A 15,934-nucleotide genomic window follows, 5' to 3' on the forward strand; every position below is an offset into this window, starting at 1 on the left:
GAGTCGGTTTTTTATCTGAGGTCCCAATGAACGATAACAAAATGACACCCACTGAGCTGCGGGCCACATGGGGGCTTGGAACCGTGTTCTCACTGCGCATGCTGGGCATGTTCATGGTGCTGCCGGTTCTGACCACCTGGGGCATGTCACTCCAGGGTGCCAGCGAGGCGCTGATCGGTGTCGCCATCGGCATTTATGGTCTGGCCCAGGCAATTTTCCAGATCCCCTTTGGCCTGGTCTCTGACCGTGTTGGCCGCAAGCCCTTAATCGTTGGCGGGCTGTTAATTTTTGTACTGGGTAGCGTGATTGCCGCCCTCTCCCACTCTATCTGGGGCATTATTCTTGGCCGGGCGCTGCAGGGCTCCGGCGCCATTGCCGCAGCCGTAATGGCGCTGCTTTCAGATCTCACCCGGGAGCAAAACCGCACCAAGGCCATGGCGTTTATCGGTGTCAGCTTCGGGGTCACCTTCGCCATTGCCATGGTTCTGGGGCCGGTGATTACCCATGCCCTGGGGCTGCATGCACTGTTCTGGATGATTGCCGCCCTGGCAAGCTGCGGGATCCTGCTCACCCTGTGGGTAGTGCCGGAGAGTAAAAACCATGTTCTGAACCGCGAATCCGGCATGGTGAAGGGCTGCTTTCGGGCAGTGCTGTTTAACAAAAAGCTGCTGAAACTTAACTTCGGCATTATGTGCCTGCACATGATGCTGATGGCGACCTTTGTCGCCCTCCCCGGCGAGCTGGAGCTGGCGGGGATGAAAGCGGCACAGCACTGGAAAATCTACCTGTGCACCATGCTTATTTCGTTTGTGGCGGTGCTGCCGTTTATTATTTATGCCGAGTCCAGACGCCGCATGAAGCAGGTGTTTATCGGCTGCGTGGCGCTGATCCTGACCGGTGAGATTGTGCTCTGGGGGGCGGTGGGGCGTTTCTGGGTACTGGCGCTGGGCGTGCAGCTGTTTTTCCTCGCCTTTAATCTGATGGAGGCCCTGCTGCCTTCGCTGATCAGCAAAGAGTCCCCGGCGGGATATAAAGGCACGGCGATGGGGGTTTACTCCACCAGCCAGTTCCTCGGGGTGGCGCTGGGCGGGGCCGCTGGCGGCTGGCTGGCGGGGGCATTCGGCGCCCAGATGGTGTTCCTGGCCGCCGCGTTTCTGGCCACCCTGTGGCTGATGGTCAGCAGCACAATGGAAGAGCCGCCTTATGTCAGCAGCCTGCGGATAGCCCTGCCCGGGCCGGTCAAAGATCCGGATGCACTACGCGAGCGCCTGCTCGCCCGGCCGGGGATCAGTGATGCCATCATCATCAGCGGCGAACAGAGCGCCTACGTGAAGATTGACAGCAAAATCACCAACCGGGTTGAAGTGGAAACCTTCCTGCAAAACGCCTGAGTAAAAACTCCCCGCCAGGGGAGTTTCCCCGGGCTCAGTCGCGAAAGTTATTAAACTGGAACGGCTGGCCCAGCTTACCGCTGCGCACCAGCTGCATAACCGCCTGCAGATCATCACGGGACTTACCGGTCACCCGCACCTGGTCGCCCTGGATCTGGGTCTGCACTTTCAGCTTACTGTCTTTGATCATCTTGACGATTTTCTTCGCCATGGCGCTGTCTATCCCCTGGCGCAGCTTCGCGTTCACGCTCCAGGTTTTACCGCTGTGCTCAAACTCTTCCGGCACCTCAATAGAGCCGCCTTCAATGCCGCGCTTGAGCAGTTTAGCGCGCAGAATATCCAGTAACTGGTTGACCTGGAAATCAGACTCGCTGACCACCTTAATGGTCTTTTCTTTGTCGTTCAGTTCAAAACTGGCAGTCACATTACGAAAGTCGAAGCGGGTTTCCAGCTCACGGGTGGCGTTATCCACCGCATTCTGGACTTCCTGAATCTCGACTTCAGAAACAATATCAAAAGATGGCATCTTCGCTTCTCCCTCAGGTTTAACTGGCAAGCATGATACCCGCTGAATGGTACAAAACAACCCGTTAAAGCGGTTAGCCGCCTATTAGGGCTATAATAGGGGAAATAATAATATCCGTGCCATTCCGGGTAGGGAGGAACAATGAAAATAACCGTTCTGGGCTGTGGCGCTCTCGGGCAGCTATGGCTGGCGGCGCTTTATAAACAAGGACATGAAGTCCAGGGCTGGCTACGGGTCACACAACCTTATTGTAGCGTCAACCTGATTGACACTGACGCCAGCGCCTTCAACCAGACACTCACGGCAAACGATCCGGCATTTTTACAGTCCAGCGATCTGCTGCTGGTGACCCTGAAGGCCTGGCAGATTTACGGGGCGCTGAAAAACCTGCAACCAGACCTGCCCCCCAACTGCCCGATTCTGCTGCTGAATAACGGCATGGGCACCCTCGGGGAGCTGGCCGATTTACCCAATCCACTCATCCAGGGTATTACCACCCACGCGGCGCGGCGCGACGGTAATGTGATTATCCACGTGGCGGGCGGGACGACCCACATCGGGCCCGGGAACCCAGCCGGTAAATCCTACAGTGAGCTTGCCGAGCGGCTGCACCAGGCCCTCCCCGACGTGGCCTGGCATGATGATATCGCCGCCGCCTGCTGGAGAAAACTGGCGGTAAACTGCGTCATAAACCCGCTTACTGCCCTCTATAACTGCCCGAACGGCGCGCTGATTATGCATCACGATGAGGTCAGCGCCGTCTGCCAGGAAGTGGCGCAAATTATGGGCCTTGAGGGATACCATACCTCTGGCGAAGGTCTGCTGAGCTATGTGGAGCAGGTGATAGAAAGCACCGGACCGAATATCTCCTCCATGCTCCAGGACATCCGCCAGCAGCGCCATACGGAAATCGACTATATTACCGGCTATTTACTCCAGCGGGCCCGGGCCCACGGGGTTACGGTGCCGGAAAACCGGCGCCTGTTTGAAATGATTAAACAAAAGGAAAGTGAATATGAGCGCATCGGCACTGATATGCCTGGCACCTGGCTGTGAAGAGACCGAGGCCGTCACCACCATTGACCTGCTGGTCCGGGCCGGGATCCAGGTCACCACGGCCAGTGTCGCCAGCGACGGGAGCCTGGTTATCCCCTGCTCCCGGGGGGTGAAGCTGCTGGCGGATGCACCGCTGGTTAACGTGGCCGACGGCGATTTTGACGTTATCGTCCTGCCCGGCGGCCTGCAGGGGGCCCGGAATCTGCACGACAGCCTGCTCCTGGTGGAGACGGTGCGCCAGTTTCATCTCTCCGGGCGGATTGTGGCCGCTATCTGTGCGGCTCCGGGCATGGTGCTGATCCCCCATGATATTTTTACCCCGGGGAACATGACCGGCTTTCCGGGCCTGAAAGAGACTATCCCCGCCGACCGCTGGATGGACAAACGCTGCTATTACGACGAGCGCGTAAAACTGCTCACCAGCCAGGGGCCGGGCACCAGTATTGATTTTGCGCTGAAGATTATCGACCTGCTGGCAGGCAAAGAAAAAGCCGCCGAGGTGGCGGCTCAGTTAGTGCTGGCGGCGGGGATCTACAACTACGCAGATTAACCCCGCGCCGGTGTGGCCCGGGCGGGCCACACCACGGTTACGGGCGGTAAACCTTCACATTGTTAAAGCCCTGCTCGCGCAGATACAGCGCCTGCAGGCGGCTCATTACCCCACGCTCACACCACAGCAGGTAGGTTTTGCTCTGGTCAAGATCGCCAAATTTGGTGCTCAGCTTGTAGAACGGCAGCCCCACCACGGAGACCTCCTCCACCCGGAGCGGTTTTTCATCCTGCTCATCCACCGAGCGGATATCGAGGATAACGTCATCCGGCCCAAAGCCGCTTACGGTCTCGACCTCAACCACGCTCTCTGTGGTCTGCTTGCCAATTTCGCGGATATCGACATTCACCGCCTCTTCCACAACTTTGTCGAGGATGGCGAAATCAAAGTGTGCTTCTTCCGCTTCAATCCGCGCTTTTACCGCTTTCACCGTCGGGCTTTTGGAGATAACACCGCAATATTCCGGCATGGTGCGGGCAAAATCTTCGGTGCCAATCTCGCGCGCCAGATTGATGATGTGCTCTTTATCGTGGGAGATAAGCGGGCGCAGGATAAGCGTGTCAGAGACGTTATCAATCAGCCGCAGGTTGGTCAGGGTCTGGCTGGAGACCTGGCCCAGCGCCTCCCCGGTGACCAGGGCCTGCACGCCGTAGCGCTCCGCCACTTTAGAAGCGGCACGCACCATCATGCGCTTGAGGACCACGCCCATCTGGCCGTCGTCCACTTTTTCGAGGATCTCCCCCACCACCGGTTCAAAGTTGATCGCCACAAAGCGCACCCGGTGGGAGCTGCCAAAGCGGTTCCACAAATAGTGGGCCACCTGTTTAACGCCAATCTCGTGCGCGGCCCCGCCCAGGTTAAAGAAGCAGTAGTGCACCCGGCAGCCGCGGCGCATCAGCATATAACTAGAGACCCCGGAGTCAAACCCGCCGGAAATCAGCGACAGGACATCTTCCTGCGTCCCGATGGGGAAGCCGCCAATCCCTTCATAGCGCCCTTTCACCAGCAGCAGGCGATCGTCTTCAATTTCCAGATTCACCGTCACATCCGGGTGGGTGAGCTTCACCCGGGCCGATTCGATATGCTGGTTCAGGCCGCCGCCAACGTAGCGCTCAGCCTCTATGGAGGTAAATTCGTGCTTGCCGCGGCGTTTAACCCGCACGCAGAAGGTTTTCCCTTCCAGGCGCTCCCGGTACAGCTCCAGCGCCTGCTCAAAAATATCGTGCAGCGAGGTGAACGGCACGTCGTCCACATCCAGGATATGGTGGATCCCCGGTATGCGTGTCAGCGCGTCGCGGATCGCCGTTTTCTGATTTTCGTCTTTGGCGCGAACCACAATGTGATCCCAGTGGCGGACCACGGCCAGCTCTTCATCGTAATGTTTCAGGACGTTGCGAATATTCCCGGTCAGGATTTTGATAAAGCGCAGCCGCACCGACTGGCTTTTGATGGTGATTTCCGGGAATAATTTAATGATAAACTTCATGGCGACTAAGTATTCGTTGGTCAGCCATGCAAGGGTAAAATCCGCTGGCTGAAGACAGTAAACAGGCAGGAACACCACCGGTGCCTGCCTCCAAAGCGCGCAAGTATATCACTGTTGTGAGACGGCGCACACAACCAACCTATTAAGGCTTATTTGCTTATCTCAGGGTTCTGGTTACCATACTGCTTCACAAAATGATAACTACTTACCGGGTTAAAGATTTACCATGGCGAAGAAAAACGACACCCCTGCCAGTTTTGAAAGCGCACTGCAGGAGCTGGAACAGATAGTCGCCCGTCTGGAAAGCGGCGATTTACCCCTGGAGAGCGCCCTGACCGAGTTCGAACGCGGCATTCAGCTGGCGCGCCAGGGGCAGGTAAAGCTCCAGCAGGCTGAGCAGCGGGTGCAGATCCTGCTCAGCGACAACGAAGACGCCCCGCTCACCCCTTTTACACCGGACGCTGAGTAATGGATTTTACCCAACAGCTACAGGCCCAGGCTTTACGGGCCAATCAGGCACTGATTCGTTTTATCGCCCCCCTGCCATTTCAGAACAGTCCACTGGTTGAGTGCATGAACTATGGCACACTGCTGGGCGGAAAACGGCTGCGTCCGTTTCTGGTGTATGCGACCGGCGATATGTTCGGGGTCTCCCCGGCGGCGCTGGATGTTCCGGCAGCGGCCATTGAGTGCATTCACGCCTATTCGCTGATCCACGACGATCTTCCCGCCATGGACGACGACGATCTGCGCCGTGGTCAGCCCACCTGCCATATTAAATTTGGCGAGGCCAGCGCGATCCTTGCCGGGGATGCCCTGCAAACCCTGGCGTTTTCTATACTGTCTGATGGCGACATGGAAAATGTGGCGCTCAGCTCGCGGCTGGCGATGATCTCAGAACTGGCCCGGGCCAGTGGCGTTGCCGGAATGTGTGGCGGGCAGGCGCTGGATCTGGCGGCGGAAGGCCAGGGGGTAGATCTCACCACCCTGGAGCAAATCCACCGCCACAAGACCGGTATGCTGATCCGCGCCGCCGTGCGGATGGGCGCGCTGGCCGCCGGTGAACCAGGCCGCCAGGCATTACCGCTGCTGGATCGCTACGCAGACTGTATCGGGCTGGCCTTTCAGGTCCAGGATGACATTCTGGATGTGGTAGGCGATACTGCCGTGCTCGGAAAGCGCCAGGGCTCTGATCAACACCTGGGAAAAAGCACCTACCCCGCATTACTGGGGCTGGAACAGGCCAGAGCGAAAGCCCATGACCTCTACCTTAACGCCTGCCAGGCGCTGGAAACCCTCGCGGCGCAGCAGCCCCTGGACACCACCACACTGGAAGCGTTAGCCCGATATATTGTTCAGCGTGACAAATAACACATAATGAGTCTGTGATGAGTTTTGATATTGCCAAATACCCCACTCTGGCGCTGGTAGAGTCCACTGAGGAACTGCGTCTGATCCCCAAAGAGACGCTGCCCAAATTATGCGACGAGCTGCGTCGCTACCTGCTGGACAGCGTAAGCCGCTCCAGTGGACATTTTGCTTCCGGGCTCGGGACTGTCGAGCTCACCGTAGCACTGCATTATGTCTATAACACCCCTTTTGACCAGTTGATCTGGGATGTGGGCCACCAGGCGTATCCGCATAAAATTCTTACCGGCCGCCGGGACAAAATCGGCACGATTCGCCAGAAAGGCGGGCTGCACCCCTTTCCCTGGCGCCAGGAGAGCGACTATGACGTGCTGAGCGTTGGTCACTCGTCCACCTCCATCAGCGCCGGTATCGGCATTGCGGTAGCCGCCGCCAGAGAAGGCAAAGACAGGCGCACAGTGTGTGTCATCGGCGACGGGGCTATCACCGCAGGTATGGCGTTTGAGGCCATGAACCACGCCGGGGATATTCGCCCGGATATGCTGGTTATCCTCAACGACAACGAAATGTCCATCTCGGAGAATGTCGGCGCCCTGAATAACCACCTGGCGCAGTTACTCTCCGGGAAGCTCTACTCTTCCCTGCGCGAAGGGGGCAAGAAAGTCTTCTCCGGCGTTCCGCCAATTAAAGAGCTGCTCAAACGCACCGAAGAGCACATTAAAGGCATGGTGGTGCCGGGCACGCTCTTTGAAGAGCTGGGCTTTAACTATATTGGCCCGGTAGACGGCCACGATGTGCTGGGGCTGGTCAACACCCTGAAAAATATGCGCGACCTGAAAGGCCCGCAGTTTTTACACATCATGACCAAAAAGGGCCGCGGCTACGCACCGGCGGAGAAAGACCCCATCAGCTACCACGCGGTGCCGAAGTTTGACCCCCAAAGCGGTCACTTACCCAAGAGCACCAACAGCACCCCGAGCTACTCAAAAATCTTCGGCGACTGGCTGTGTGAAACCGCCGCCACAGACGACAAGCTGATGGCCATCACCCCGGCGATGCGTGAAGGCTCAGGGATGGTGGAATTTTCCCGTAAATTCCCGGATCAGTATTTCGATGTGGCCATTGCCGAGCAACACGCGGTGACCTTCGCTGCCGGTCTGGCTATCGGCGGCTATAAACCGGTGGTGGCTATCTACTCCACCTTTTTGCAGCGCGCCTATGATCAGGTGATCCACGATGTGGCTATCCAGAAGCTGCCGGTGCTGTTTGCCATCGACCGGGCCGGGATTGTCGGGGCAGACGGCCAGACCCACCAGGGGGCGTTTGATTTGTCCTTCCTGCGCTGCATTCCGGACATGGTGATAATGACCCCCAGCGATGAAAACGAATGCCGCCAGATGCTCTATACCGGCTACCACTACGAAAAAGGCCCCACCGCCGTGCGCTACCCGCGCGGTAATGTGTCCGGCGTGGCGTTGCAGCCGCTGGCCGCGTTACCCATCGGTAAAGGGGTGATTAAACGGGAAGGGAAAAAACTGGCGATCCTCAACTTCGGCACCCTGATTGATGAGGCCCGGAAAGTGGCCGATACGCTGGATGCCACCCTGGTTGATATGCGTTTTGTAAAACCCCTCGACGAGGCGCTGATCCTTGAGATGGCCGCCCGCCACGAGGCGCTGATAACCCTTGAAGAGAACGCCATTATGGGCGGTGCCGGTAGCGGCGTAAACGAAGTACTGATGGCTCACCGTCGCCCGGTGCCGGTGCTCAACCTGGGCCTGCCGGACCACTTCATTCCCCAGGGAACCCAGGACGAAGCCCGGGCCGATGCGGGCCTGCAAAGCGACGCCATCCTGAGCCGGATTAACAGCTGGCTTTCCTGAGACAGCTCCCCGCAGATGCCCGGCATCTGCGGGGGTTTTACCTTGTGCCGTCAGCCGTAATAGTGGCCTGCCAGAAAGATAATCCCGGCAGAGATGATCCCGGCTACAATATCATCCACCATAATGCCAAGCCCGCCGTGAACATTGCGGTCAAACCAGCGCACCGGCCAGGGTTTCCACATATCCAGCACGCGAAACACCACAAAGCCTGCCAGCACCCACTGCCAGTTATAGAGCGGCAAGGCTGCCAGGGTTATCCACATCCCGACAAACTCGTCCCAGACGATACTGCCGTGGTCGTGAACCCCCATATCCCGGGCGGTAACGTGGCACAGATAGATACCGATACCGGCCGCAACCAGCACCACCAGCCAGTACATCGGCCAGGGCAGCATAATCAGCAGGCACCAGAACGGGATAGACGCCAGCGAGCCCATGGTGCCCGGCACCACCGGGCTCAGGCCACTGCCGAAGCCGGTAGCCAGTAAATGCCAGGGGTTGGCTAAATTCAGGCGTTGTTTCGCCAGTTGTTTATCGCGCTGCGAAATGGTCATAACCTTTTTCATCCACAGTTACCGGCTCACCGTGACGGGTATAGACCAGCCCGTCCGATGGCGCACACATTTGCCCGATACAGGTAAACGCCACCCCAAGATGGCCCAGCGCCACATCCAGCGCCCCGCGGTTGAGCTCCGGTACGGTGAAGCACAACTCATAATCTTCCCCGCCGCTCAGCGCCCAGCCGAGTGCCTGGGCGGGCGGGACAGATTCACGCAGCGCCGCCGAGAGCGGCAGCGCCTCAAGATCAATGCGCGCGCCGCACTGGCTGGCCGTAAGAATATGGCCCAGATCAGAGGCCAGACCGTCCGAGAGGTCAATGGCGCTGCTGGCCAGATCCCGCAGCCCCTGCCCCTGCAAAATACGCGGTGTTGGCCGTAAATGGCGCTGCACCAGATAGTCGCGGGCCGCCTTATCATTTACCGTAAGCCGCTGCTGCAATACCGCAAGCCCGGCGGCGCTGTCCCCCAGGGTGCCGGTCACGTAGATCCAGTCACCGGGTTTTGCCCCGCTGCGGGTCAGCGCCCGCCCGGCCGGTATCAGCCCGTGGATCCCGAGCGTCATAGAAAGCGGGCCACGGGTGGTATCGCCACCAATAAGCTGCATATCGTAATAGTTGAGCAGTTCAAACAGGCTGTCGCTGAAGGCTTCCAGCCAGGGCTCATCGACCCCGGGCAGGGTCAGCGCCAGGGTCAGCCAGGCAGGATCGGCACCCATTGCCGCCAGATCGCTTAAGTTCACCGCCAGGGCTTTGTAGCCCAGGTCTGCCGGGTCAATATCGGCAAGAAAATGAATGCCGGAGACCAGCGTATCGGTACTGATAGCCAGCTGTTGCTTATCCGGGACGGTGAGCAGTGCGCAATCATCGCCAATGCCGGTATCGACATCTGCACGGGCACGGCGTACCCGGTCAAAATAACGGGCAATCAGGGAAAACTCGCCACAAGCCATGGGTTTTTCCTCGGGAAGAAAAGAAGGCCGGAAACCCGGCCTCAGGGATTACTTTCTGTGGGGGCGGATCTGCGGAGCGGCTTTATCCAGCACGCCATTGACGAATTTATGGCTGTCTTCGGCGCCGAAGGTTTTAGCCAGCTCAATCGCTTCGTTGATGGCCACTTTGTACGGCACATCCTCGCGTTTTGACAGCTCAAACAGCGCAATACGCAGAATGGCTTTTTCCACCTGTCCCAGCTCTTCCAGCTGACGGGACAGCCAGGGCTTCATCAGGCCATCCAGGTACGCGCTATTGGTTGCCACACCGGCCAGCAGTTCGCGGAAATACAACACGTCCACATCTTTTACGTCCTGTTCAGCCAGGAACTGATATTCAACATCAGCAATGTCGTTATGGGACAACTGCCAGGAGTAAAGCGCCTGTACGGCACACTCACGGGCGCGGTGACGAGCAGCAGGTTTCACAGAATTCCCCTTACTAAATTTCTCAAGCCTTGATGGCTTTCAATATATTAATCATTTCCAGCGCGGTCAGTGCCGCTTCGGCACCTTTGTTGCCGGCTTTAATCCCCGCGCGATCCATGGCCTGTTCAATGGTTTCGGTCGTCAGGACACCAAACGCCACCGGGATTTCACTTTCCTGAGCGACATGCGCCAGACCATTGCTGGCCCCACCGGCAACATATTCAAAATGCGCAGTACCACCACGAATGACCGTGCCTAACGCAACTATCGCGTCATATTTGCCGGACTTCGCCAGGGCACCTGTTGTCAGCGGCAGCTCATACGCACCCGGAACCCAGACCACGGTGATGTTTTCATCTTTCACCTGGCCAATACGTTTTAACGCATCAAGGGCACCCTGCAGCAGGCTGTCGTTGATAAAGTGGTTAAAACGGGCAATGGTGATGGCAACACGAGCATCTGGCGCAGATACGTTAGCTTCAATAATGTTCATATTCTTCCTTAACGGGTTCAGGTGCCCCTGAGGGGGGCGGATTTTATCATAATCTTTTCGTTGCTGCTTACGTTTTACATGGCAACTCAGGCCACGGACAAATGCAGACACAGATCCGGCCCGACACGGCGGATCTGGCTAAAACTGAACGCCGGGGCATCCGCCAGTGCGGTCAGCCCCGGTAACTGGCACAGCCCCCGGGCATCACTGCCCAGCAGTTTCGGCGCCACATATAAAATCAGCTCATCGACCACCCCGGCCTGCAACAGCGCCCCCGCCAGCTGCGGGCCTGCTTCAACCCAGACACTGTTAATCTGGCGCTTGCCCAGCTGCATCAGCAGCAGGACCAGATCAATATGCCCCTGGTGCTGCGGAATAATCAGCTGCTCCACAGACTCCGGCCAGCTGAGCGCATCTGCCTGCGGGCGCACCAGCCAGGTATTGCCCGGCTGCGTTACCAGCCGGTGGGCAGGTGTGACCCGGCTCTGGCCGTCGATCACCACCCGCACGGGCTGGCGGACATCTTCCCGGGGATAGATGGCCCGGGTCTCGTCGTCCAGCTCGTCCCAGCGGACCGTCAGTGACGGATCATCGGCCAGCACGGTGGCGCTACTGGTAAGAATAGCCGCACTGCGGGCTCTTAGCCGCTGCACATCCCGGCGGGACTGGGGGGAAGTAATCCACTGGCTCTCGCCTGAGGCCATGGCCGTGCGCCCGTCCAGCGAGGCCCCCAGCTTCACCTGTACCCAGGGGAAACCGGTGCGCATACGCTTAAAAAAACCGCGGTTCAGCGCTTCTGCTTCGTGCCTCATCAGCCCGTGGCTGACCTCAACACCGGCCTGCTTCAGGCGATGCAGCCCGCGCCCGGCCACTTGCGGGTTGGGATCCTGCATAGCGGCAACCACCCGGCTGACCCCCGCTTCGATAAGCGCATCGCAGCACGGGGGGGTGCGGCCGTGGTGACTACAGGGCTCAAGGGTGACATACGCGGTGGCGCCGCGGGCTTTCTCACCCGCCATACGCAGGGCGTGAACCTCCGCGTGGGGCTCACCGGCCCGGTAGTGAAACCCTTCACCGACAATCTCCCCGTCGCGCACGATAACGCAGCCCACATTGGGGTTGGGCGCGGTGGTAAAGCACCCACGGCCCGCAAGCTGTAGCGCCCGGGCCATGTAAAATTCATCACGCATGGCGTTAGTCCTGTAAACGGGCGATCTCTTCGCCAAACTCACGGATATCTTCAAAACTGCGGTATACCGAAGCAAAACGGATATACGCCACCTTGTCGAGTTTTTTCAGCTGTTCCATCACCAGATTGCCGATAAATTTGCTGGGGACTTCCCGCTCCCCGGTGCCGCGCAACTGGGATTTAATATGGTTTATGGCGTTTTCGACGTCATCGGCACTGACCGGCCGCTTTTCCAGCGCCCGCAGCATGCCGCTGCGTAATTTTTCTTCGTTAAAGGGTTCGCGCACGTCGTTGCTTTTTATCACCCGCGGCATGACCAGCTCGGCAACTTCAAAGGTGGTAAAACGTTCGTGGCAGACCAGACACTGGCGACGGCGGCGAACCGATGCCCCTTCCCCTACCAGGCGGGAATCGATCACTTTCGTGTCCACGGCAAAACAGAATGGGCAATGCATAGTGCTTCCTGAGTAACGATAATGGGGAAAATACCCCTTAGTTTACCCCGACTCCCCCCGGGACAAAAGCAAGAGCACGCTTTGGGACAAATACCACCTGATTTTCCCGTGCCAGACGACTACCATAAAGAGAGAGCAAATCACCGGGAAATGACCCATGAGACCAGGACGTTATCTTAAAATAGTGGCACCTGTACTGTGCCTGACCCTAACCGCCTGCGCCCCGCGCAGTGAAGTGCGGCAAATTCGCCAGGAAGTGACCAGTCTCAACAATCAAATGGATCAGCTAAGCGATCAGAGTATCGCCCTGAGCCGCCAGAACGCACTGAATGCTGCCTCTGAACAGGGGGCCTACTTACTGCCCGAGGCCAACGGCCCGGCTAAGCTCTACAGCCAGCTCGGCACACTGGTTATCACCCTCGATCCGGCCCAGAACATTAACGGCCGGATGCAGACCGTGATGCATATTCATACCCAGTCCGGCCGGGCCCTGCCCGCGTTCAGCGCCCAGGTGGTGTGGGGCCAGCTGACCGGCACCGTCGGCCACCCGGTAGAAACAGAAACCCGCCACAAAACCGTGCGCTTCCCGGCAGCCCTGGCCCGCACCCAAATTGATCAGTCCGTTGAACTGCCGGGCCTGATTAACGACGAGAACACGTTTATCCGCGTTCATAATATCCAGCCGCTGGCGCAGTAATCGCCGCCACAGATGCCGGGTGGCGCAGCACTTGCCCGGCATCCACACCACCGCTACCGCCCCCGTCCCGGGTAAATCGCCAGTCCCTGGCGTGCAATCCTTATAAATGTGAGAGCAATCGATTACGTATGCGGTATAATTGTGAAACAAAACATATTTTTGTGAGCAATGATTTTTATAATAGAGCCCGGAACAAGCCAGAGCAAAAACTGGTCATTCTGCACAGGCGCGACCCCCGTCCCGCAGGTCTCACCAACAAATTACAGTGGCAAAAAAATGAAAAACACGCTTTTAGCGGCCGGCACCGTGCTGGCACTTTCCGGCACATCCGGCGCCCTGGCAGCCGACAATCAGAATGAATACCTCTCAGACTGGTGGCACCAGAGCGTTAACGTGGTCAGCAGCTACCACACCCGCTTCGGGCCCCAGTTACGCAATGACACCTACCTCGAATACGAAGCCTTTGCCAAAAAGGACTGGTTTGATTTCTACGGGTATGTGGATGCCCCGCGTTTCTTCGGCGGCGACGGTAACTCAACCGGGATCTGGAACCACGGCTCACCGCTGTTTATGGAAATCGAACCGCGTTTTTCCATCGATAAGCTCACCGGGCTGGATCTGAGCTTCGGGCCGTTTAAAGAGTGGTATTTTGCCAACAACTATATTTACGACATGGGCCGCAATAAAGACGGCCGCCAGAGCACCTGGTATATGGGTCTCGGGACCGATATCGAAACCGGCCTGCCCATCGGGCTGTCGCTGAATATTTATGCCAAGTACCAGTGGCAAAACTACGGTGCCGCGAACGAAAACGAATGGGACGGCTACCGCTTTAAGGTGAAATATTTTGTGCCAATCACCAGCCTGTGGGGCGGTAATCTGACCTATATCGGGTTTACCAACATTGACTGGGATTCCGAGCTGGATAAAACCGGCGGCAGCGATCTGAACGGCGGGAAAATGCGCACCAGTAATTCTGTCGCCTCCAGCCATATTCTCGCCCTGAATTACGATCACTGGCACTATTCTGTGGTTGCCCGTTACTTCCATAATGGCGGCCAGTGGAATGACAATGCAGAGCTGAACTTCGGGAACGGTAATTTTAATGTGCGCTCAACCGGCTGGGGTGGTTACCTGGTGGTGGGTTACAACTTCTGATCCGGCAATATCCCCGCTTATCTGGCCGCTATCTGCGGCCTTTTTTATTCGGGATAATGACGCCACAGGCTAAATAACCACCGGTAATAATCCGGTCGCGGCGGATAATTATATTTCAGGCTGCCGGAAATGCGCCCGGCAAAAAAAAACTCCGGACCATCAGGCCCGGAGTTTTCAGACTGCGTATGCATCAGCATGCATCAGAAATCGTAGTATACGGTAAACCAGGTGGTATCCGGCTCGTTGTCTGACGTGCTCGCAATGGTGCGTTCCAGATAGAAGGAGAAGCCATAACCAATGGTGGTCCAGACACCCAGATAGGTGTGGTTCGCATGGTAATTTTCAGAGCCCTTCAGCTGTAACGTATCCTGAGCCACATACGGCATGATGGAGTCGAGATACGGCTGGTTGATTTTGAAGGTATACCCGGCAAAACCTTCCAGACCATAGCCATCACCGGCAAAGTAGTGGCTGGCATCGGCGGTGTCGCGTTTGCTCGGCACATAGTGATCGTAATAGGTCGCGGTGGTCACCAGATACCAGTTATCCGGCTGCCAGGTTAACGCCATACCGGAGAACTGCTGGCGGTATTTACGGCTCTGCCCGCCGGCATAATCGTCTTTCACGGTCGCGTTGGTCTGGTTCCAGGCGGCGCTGACAGTCAGATCGTCCTGGATTGCGTATTCAACACCCAGCCCCATACCGCTGTTACGGCGGTAGCGCATAGAGTCGGCAACGTAGGTTTCATCTTCCGGCAGCAGGTAGTCTGCGCGTACGGTCCACTTACCGAATGTATTGCTGTATTTGATGGTGTTTTTCGGGCGTTCGCCGCCGTCGTAGTCCCCACCAAAACCAATCCAGTTAGCGCTCGCGTGACCGTCGTTATCCCAGACGTCGCTCTTTACGCCGACTGTATCGTAATACACACCATACTGGTGACCGAAGGTCAGTGTACCCCAGGTGTCGTCTTTAATACCGCCATATAACTGGCGCTGAGTATTGCTCGGGCTGTCATGATCGTAATGGGCATCCCATTTCAGCACATGACCCAGGTCCACACCCCACTCGTAATAACCGATTAATGACGTGTGATCCGTCAGCGCATAATCACCCGTAAAGCGGAAACGCGTACCCGTATCATAACCATTTTTGTAGTACCCAGGTTCGTCGCCCGCATTCCAGGCAAATCCCGGACGGATACTACCACCAACCTGAATACTTAACGGATCGAGCAGAGAGTTACCATCTTTATGCTTATCAAGAATAGTGATCTCTGCATGCGCGGGCAGTGTCAGCATTGCCAGTGCCAGGCCACCTGTCGCGCTAAGAATACGAATTGAAGCTGCTTTAGAAAATTGCACTTCAGTCTCCGGTATAACAGTGAGGAAATATTATGGCGATAAGAAATATCAATACTGGAGCTTATTAGAATAAGTTGAATAATTTATCGCCTGCCACGAGTTTTCGGATTATACAGAAAGTTCCCGACAAATTAATTGCATTCCATTTTAAGTGCACAGAATGTTAATTTTTACAGTTGTAAAATTTTGTGTATCCGTTCCTGAAGTCAGCTATTTTTCCTAATGGATATATCATCATTGTCATTTCTGAATGACGATTTTGCTGATAAAAAAATGATTAATAGTAAAACCACATTAAATACAGGTAATTAGGAAAGGATTTAAGAATTAAAATATGTGCGCTA

General features: G+C 56.8%; 17 protein-coding genes. 8 read left to right on the forward strand and 9 right to left on the reverse strand.

The genetic code is table 11. The features are described from left to right. Window positions 1-26 precede the first annotated feature (26 nt). Entirely contained in the window at window positions 27-1,391 is a 1,365-nt protein-coding gene (locus EBL_RS14005) for an MFS transporter (RefSeq protein WP_002444681.1), read from the forward strand. A 34-nt stretch (window positions 1,392-1,425) separates the two neighbouring features. Here EBL_RS14005 and EBL_RS14010 read toward each other — a convergent pair whose 3' ends face one another. Next, complete coding sequence (locus EBL_RS14010; RefSeq protein WP_002444683.1) at window positions 1,426-1,917, reverse strand: YajQ family cyclic di-GMP-binding protein; 492 nt, start codon at window positions 1,915-1,917, stop codon at window positions 1,426-1,428. Between the two features lie 141 nt (window positions 1,918-2,058). Between EBL_RS14010 and panE the strand changes: the two genes are divergently transcribed. After that, window positions 2,059-2,973 carry a 2-dehydropantoate 2-reductase gene (gene panE / locus EBL_RS14015; protein WP_002444686.1) on the forward strand — a complete coding sequence of 305 codons (915 nt, stop codon included), beginning with the start codon at window positions 2,059-2,061 and terminating at the stop codon, window positions 2,971-2,973. Continuing rightward, the gene (yajL, locus tag EBL_RS14020; RefSeq protein ID WP_002444688.1) at window positions 2,933-3,523 is read left to right on the forward strand and encodes a protein deglycase YajL; all 591 of its coding nucleotides are present in this window, start codon (window positions 2,933-2,935) and stop codon (window positions 3,521-3,523) included. Before panE ends, yajL begins: the two co-directional genes overlap by 41 nt. Window positions 3,524-3,560: 37 nt before the next feature. Here yajL and thiI read toward each other — a convergent pair whose 3' ends face one another. Continuing rightward, window positions 3,561-5,009, reverse strand: coding sequence for a tRNA uracil 4-sulfurtransferase ThiI (gene thiI / locus EBL_RS14025; protein WP_002444690.1), 1,449 nt, complete (start codon window positions 5,007-5,009; stop codon window positions 3,561-3,563). A gap of 226 nt (window positions 5,010-5,235) precedes the next feature. Here thiI and xseB point away from each other — a divergent pair, with 226 nt between their 5' ends. From xseB to dxs, 3 genes are read left to right on the forward strand one after another with little or no spacing between them, the layout of a single operon-like run. Further along, complete coding sequence (gene xseB, locus EBL_RS14030) at window positions 5,236-5,478, forward strand: exodeoxyribonuclease VII small subunit (protein ID WP_002444692.1); 243 nt, start codon at window positions 5,236-5,238, stop codon at window positions 5,476-5,478. Continuing rightward, window positions 5,478-6,380, forward strand: a complete 903-nt coding sequence (gene ispA / locus EBL_RS14035) for a (2E,6E)-farnesyl diphosphate synthase (RefSeq protein ID WP_002444693.1) — start codon at window positions 5,478-5,480, stop codon at window positions 6,378-6,380. Before xseB ends, ispA begins: the two co-directional genes overlap by 1 nt. A gap of 17 nt (window positions 6,381-6,397) precedes the next feature. After that, a complete protein-coding gene (gene dxs, locus EBL_RS14040) occupies window positions 6,398-8,260 on the forward strand; it encodes a 1-deoxy-D-xylulose-5-phosphate synthase (protein WP_002444695.1) in 1,863 nt (620 codons plus the stop codon). Between the two features lie 50 nt (window positions 8,261-8,310). On the opposite strand, the gene pgpA is transcribed toward dxs, so the two are convergent. The 6 genes from pgpA to nrdR form a co-directional block, all read right to left on the reverse strand. Next, on the reverse strand, window positions 8,311-8,814 hold the full coding sequence (pgpA, locus tag EBL_RS14045; protein WP_002444698.1) for a phosphatidylglycerophosphatase A: 504 nt from the start codon (window positions 8,812-8,814) through the stop codon (window positions 8,311-8,313). Further along, complete coding sequence (gene thiL / locus EBL_RS14050) at window positions 8,792-9,769, reverse strand: thiamine-phosphate kinase (RefSeq protein ID WP_002444700.1); 978 nt, start codon at window positions 9,767-9,769, stop codon at window positions 8,792-8,794. Before thiL ends, pgpA begins: the two co-directional genes overlap by 23 nt. A gap of 48 nt (window positions 9,770-9,817) precedes the next feature. Next, window positions 9,818-10,237, reverse strand: coding sequence for a transcription antitermination factor NusB (gene nusB / locus EBL_RS14055; RefSeq protein ID WP_002444701.1), 420 nt, complete (start codon window positions 10,235-10,237; stop codon window positions 9,818-9,820). A gap of 22 nt (window positions 10,238-10,259) precedes the next feature. Then, window positions 10,260-10,730, reverse strand: coding sequence for a 6,7-dimethyl-8-ribityllumazine synthase (ribH, locus tag EBL_RS14060; RefSeq protein ID WP_002444703.1), 471 nt, complete (start codon window positions 10,728-10,730; stop codon window positions 10,260-10,262). Between the two features lie 86 nt (window positions 10,731-10,816). Beyond that, entirely contained in the window at window positions 10,817-11,920 is a 1,104-nt protein-coding gene (gene ribD, locus EBL_RS14065) for a bifunctional diaminohydroxyphosphoribosylaminopyrimidine deaminase/5-amino-6-(5-phosphoribosylamino)uracil reductase RibD (protein WP_002444704.1), read from the reverse strand. A 4-nt stretch (window positions 11,921-11,924) separates the two neighbouring features. Then, complete coding sequence (nrdR, locus tag EBL_RS14070) at window positions 11,925-12,374, reverse strand: transcriptional regulator NrdR (RefSeq protein ID WP_002444707.1); 450 nt, start codon at window positions 12,372-12,374, stop codon at window positions 11,925-11,927. Window positions 12,375-12,531: 157 nt separating this feature from the next. Between nrdR and EBL_RS14075 the strand changes: the two genes are divergently transcribed. Next, window positions 12,532-13,071 carry a DUF3251 domain-containing protein gene (locus EBL_RS14075; RefSeq protein ID WP_002444710.1) on the forward strand — a complete coding sequence of 180 codons (540 nt, stop codon included), beginning with the start codon at window positions 12,532-12,534 and terminating at the stop codon, window positions 13,069-13,071. A gap of 276 nt (window positions 13,072-13,347) precedes the next feature. After that, window positions 13,348-14,229, forward strand: a complete 882-nt coding sequence (locus EBL_RS14080) for a nucleoside-specific channel-forming protein Tsx (protein WP_002444712.1) — start codon at window positions 13,348-13,350, stop codon at window positions 14,227-14,229. 200 nt (window positions 14,230-14,429) lie between these two features. On the opposite strand, the gene EBL_RS14085 is transcribed toward EBL_RS14080, so the two are convergent. Continuing rightward, window positions 14,430-15,590, reverse strand: coding sequence for a porin (locus EBL_RS14085; protein WP_002444714.1), 1,161 nt, complete (start codon window positions 15,588-15,590; stop codon window positions 14,430-14,432). Window positions 15,591-15,934 lie beyond the last annotated feature (344 nt).

Origin of the sequence: Shimwellia blattae DSM 4481 = NBRC 105725, from assembly GCF_000262305.1 — a bacterium.
GTDB lineage: Bacteria > Pseudomonadota > Gammaproteobacteria > Enterobacterales > Enterobacteriaceae > Shimwellia > Shimwellia blattae.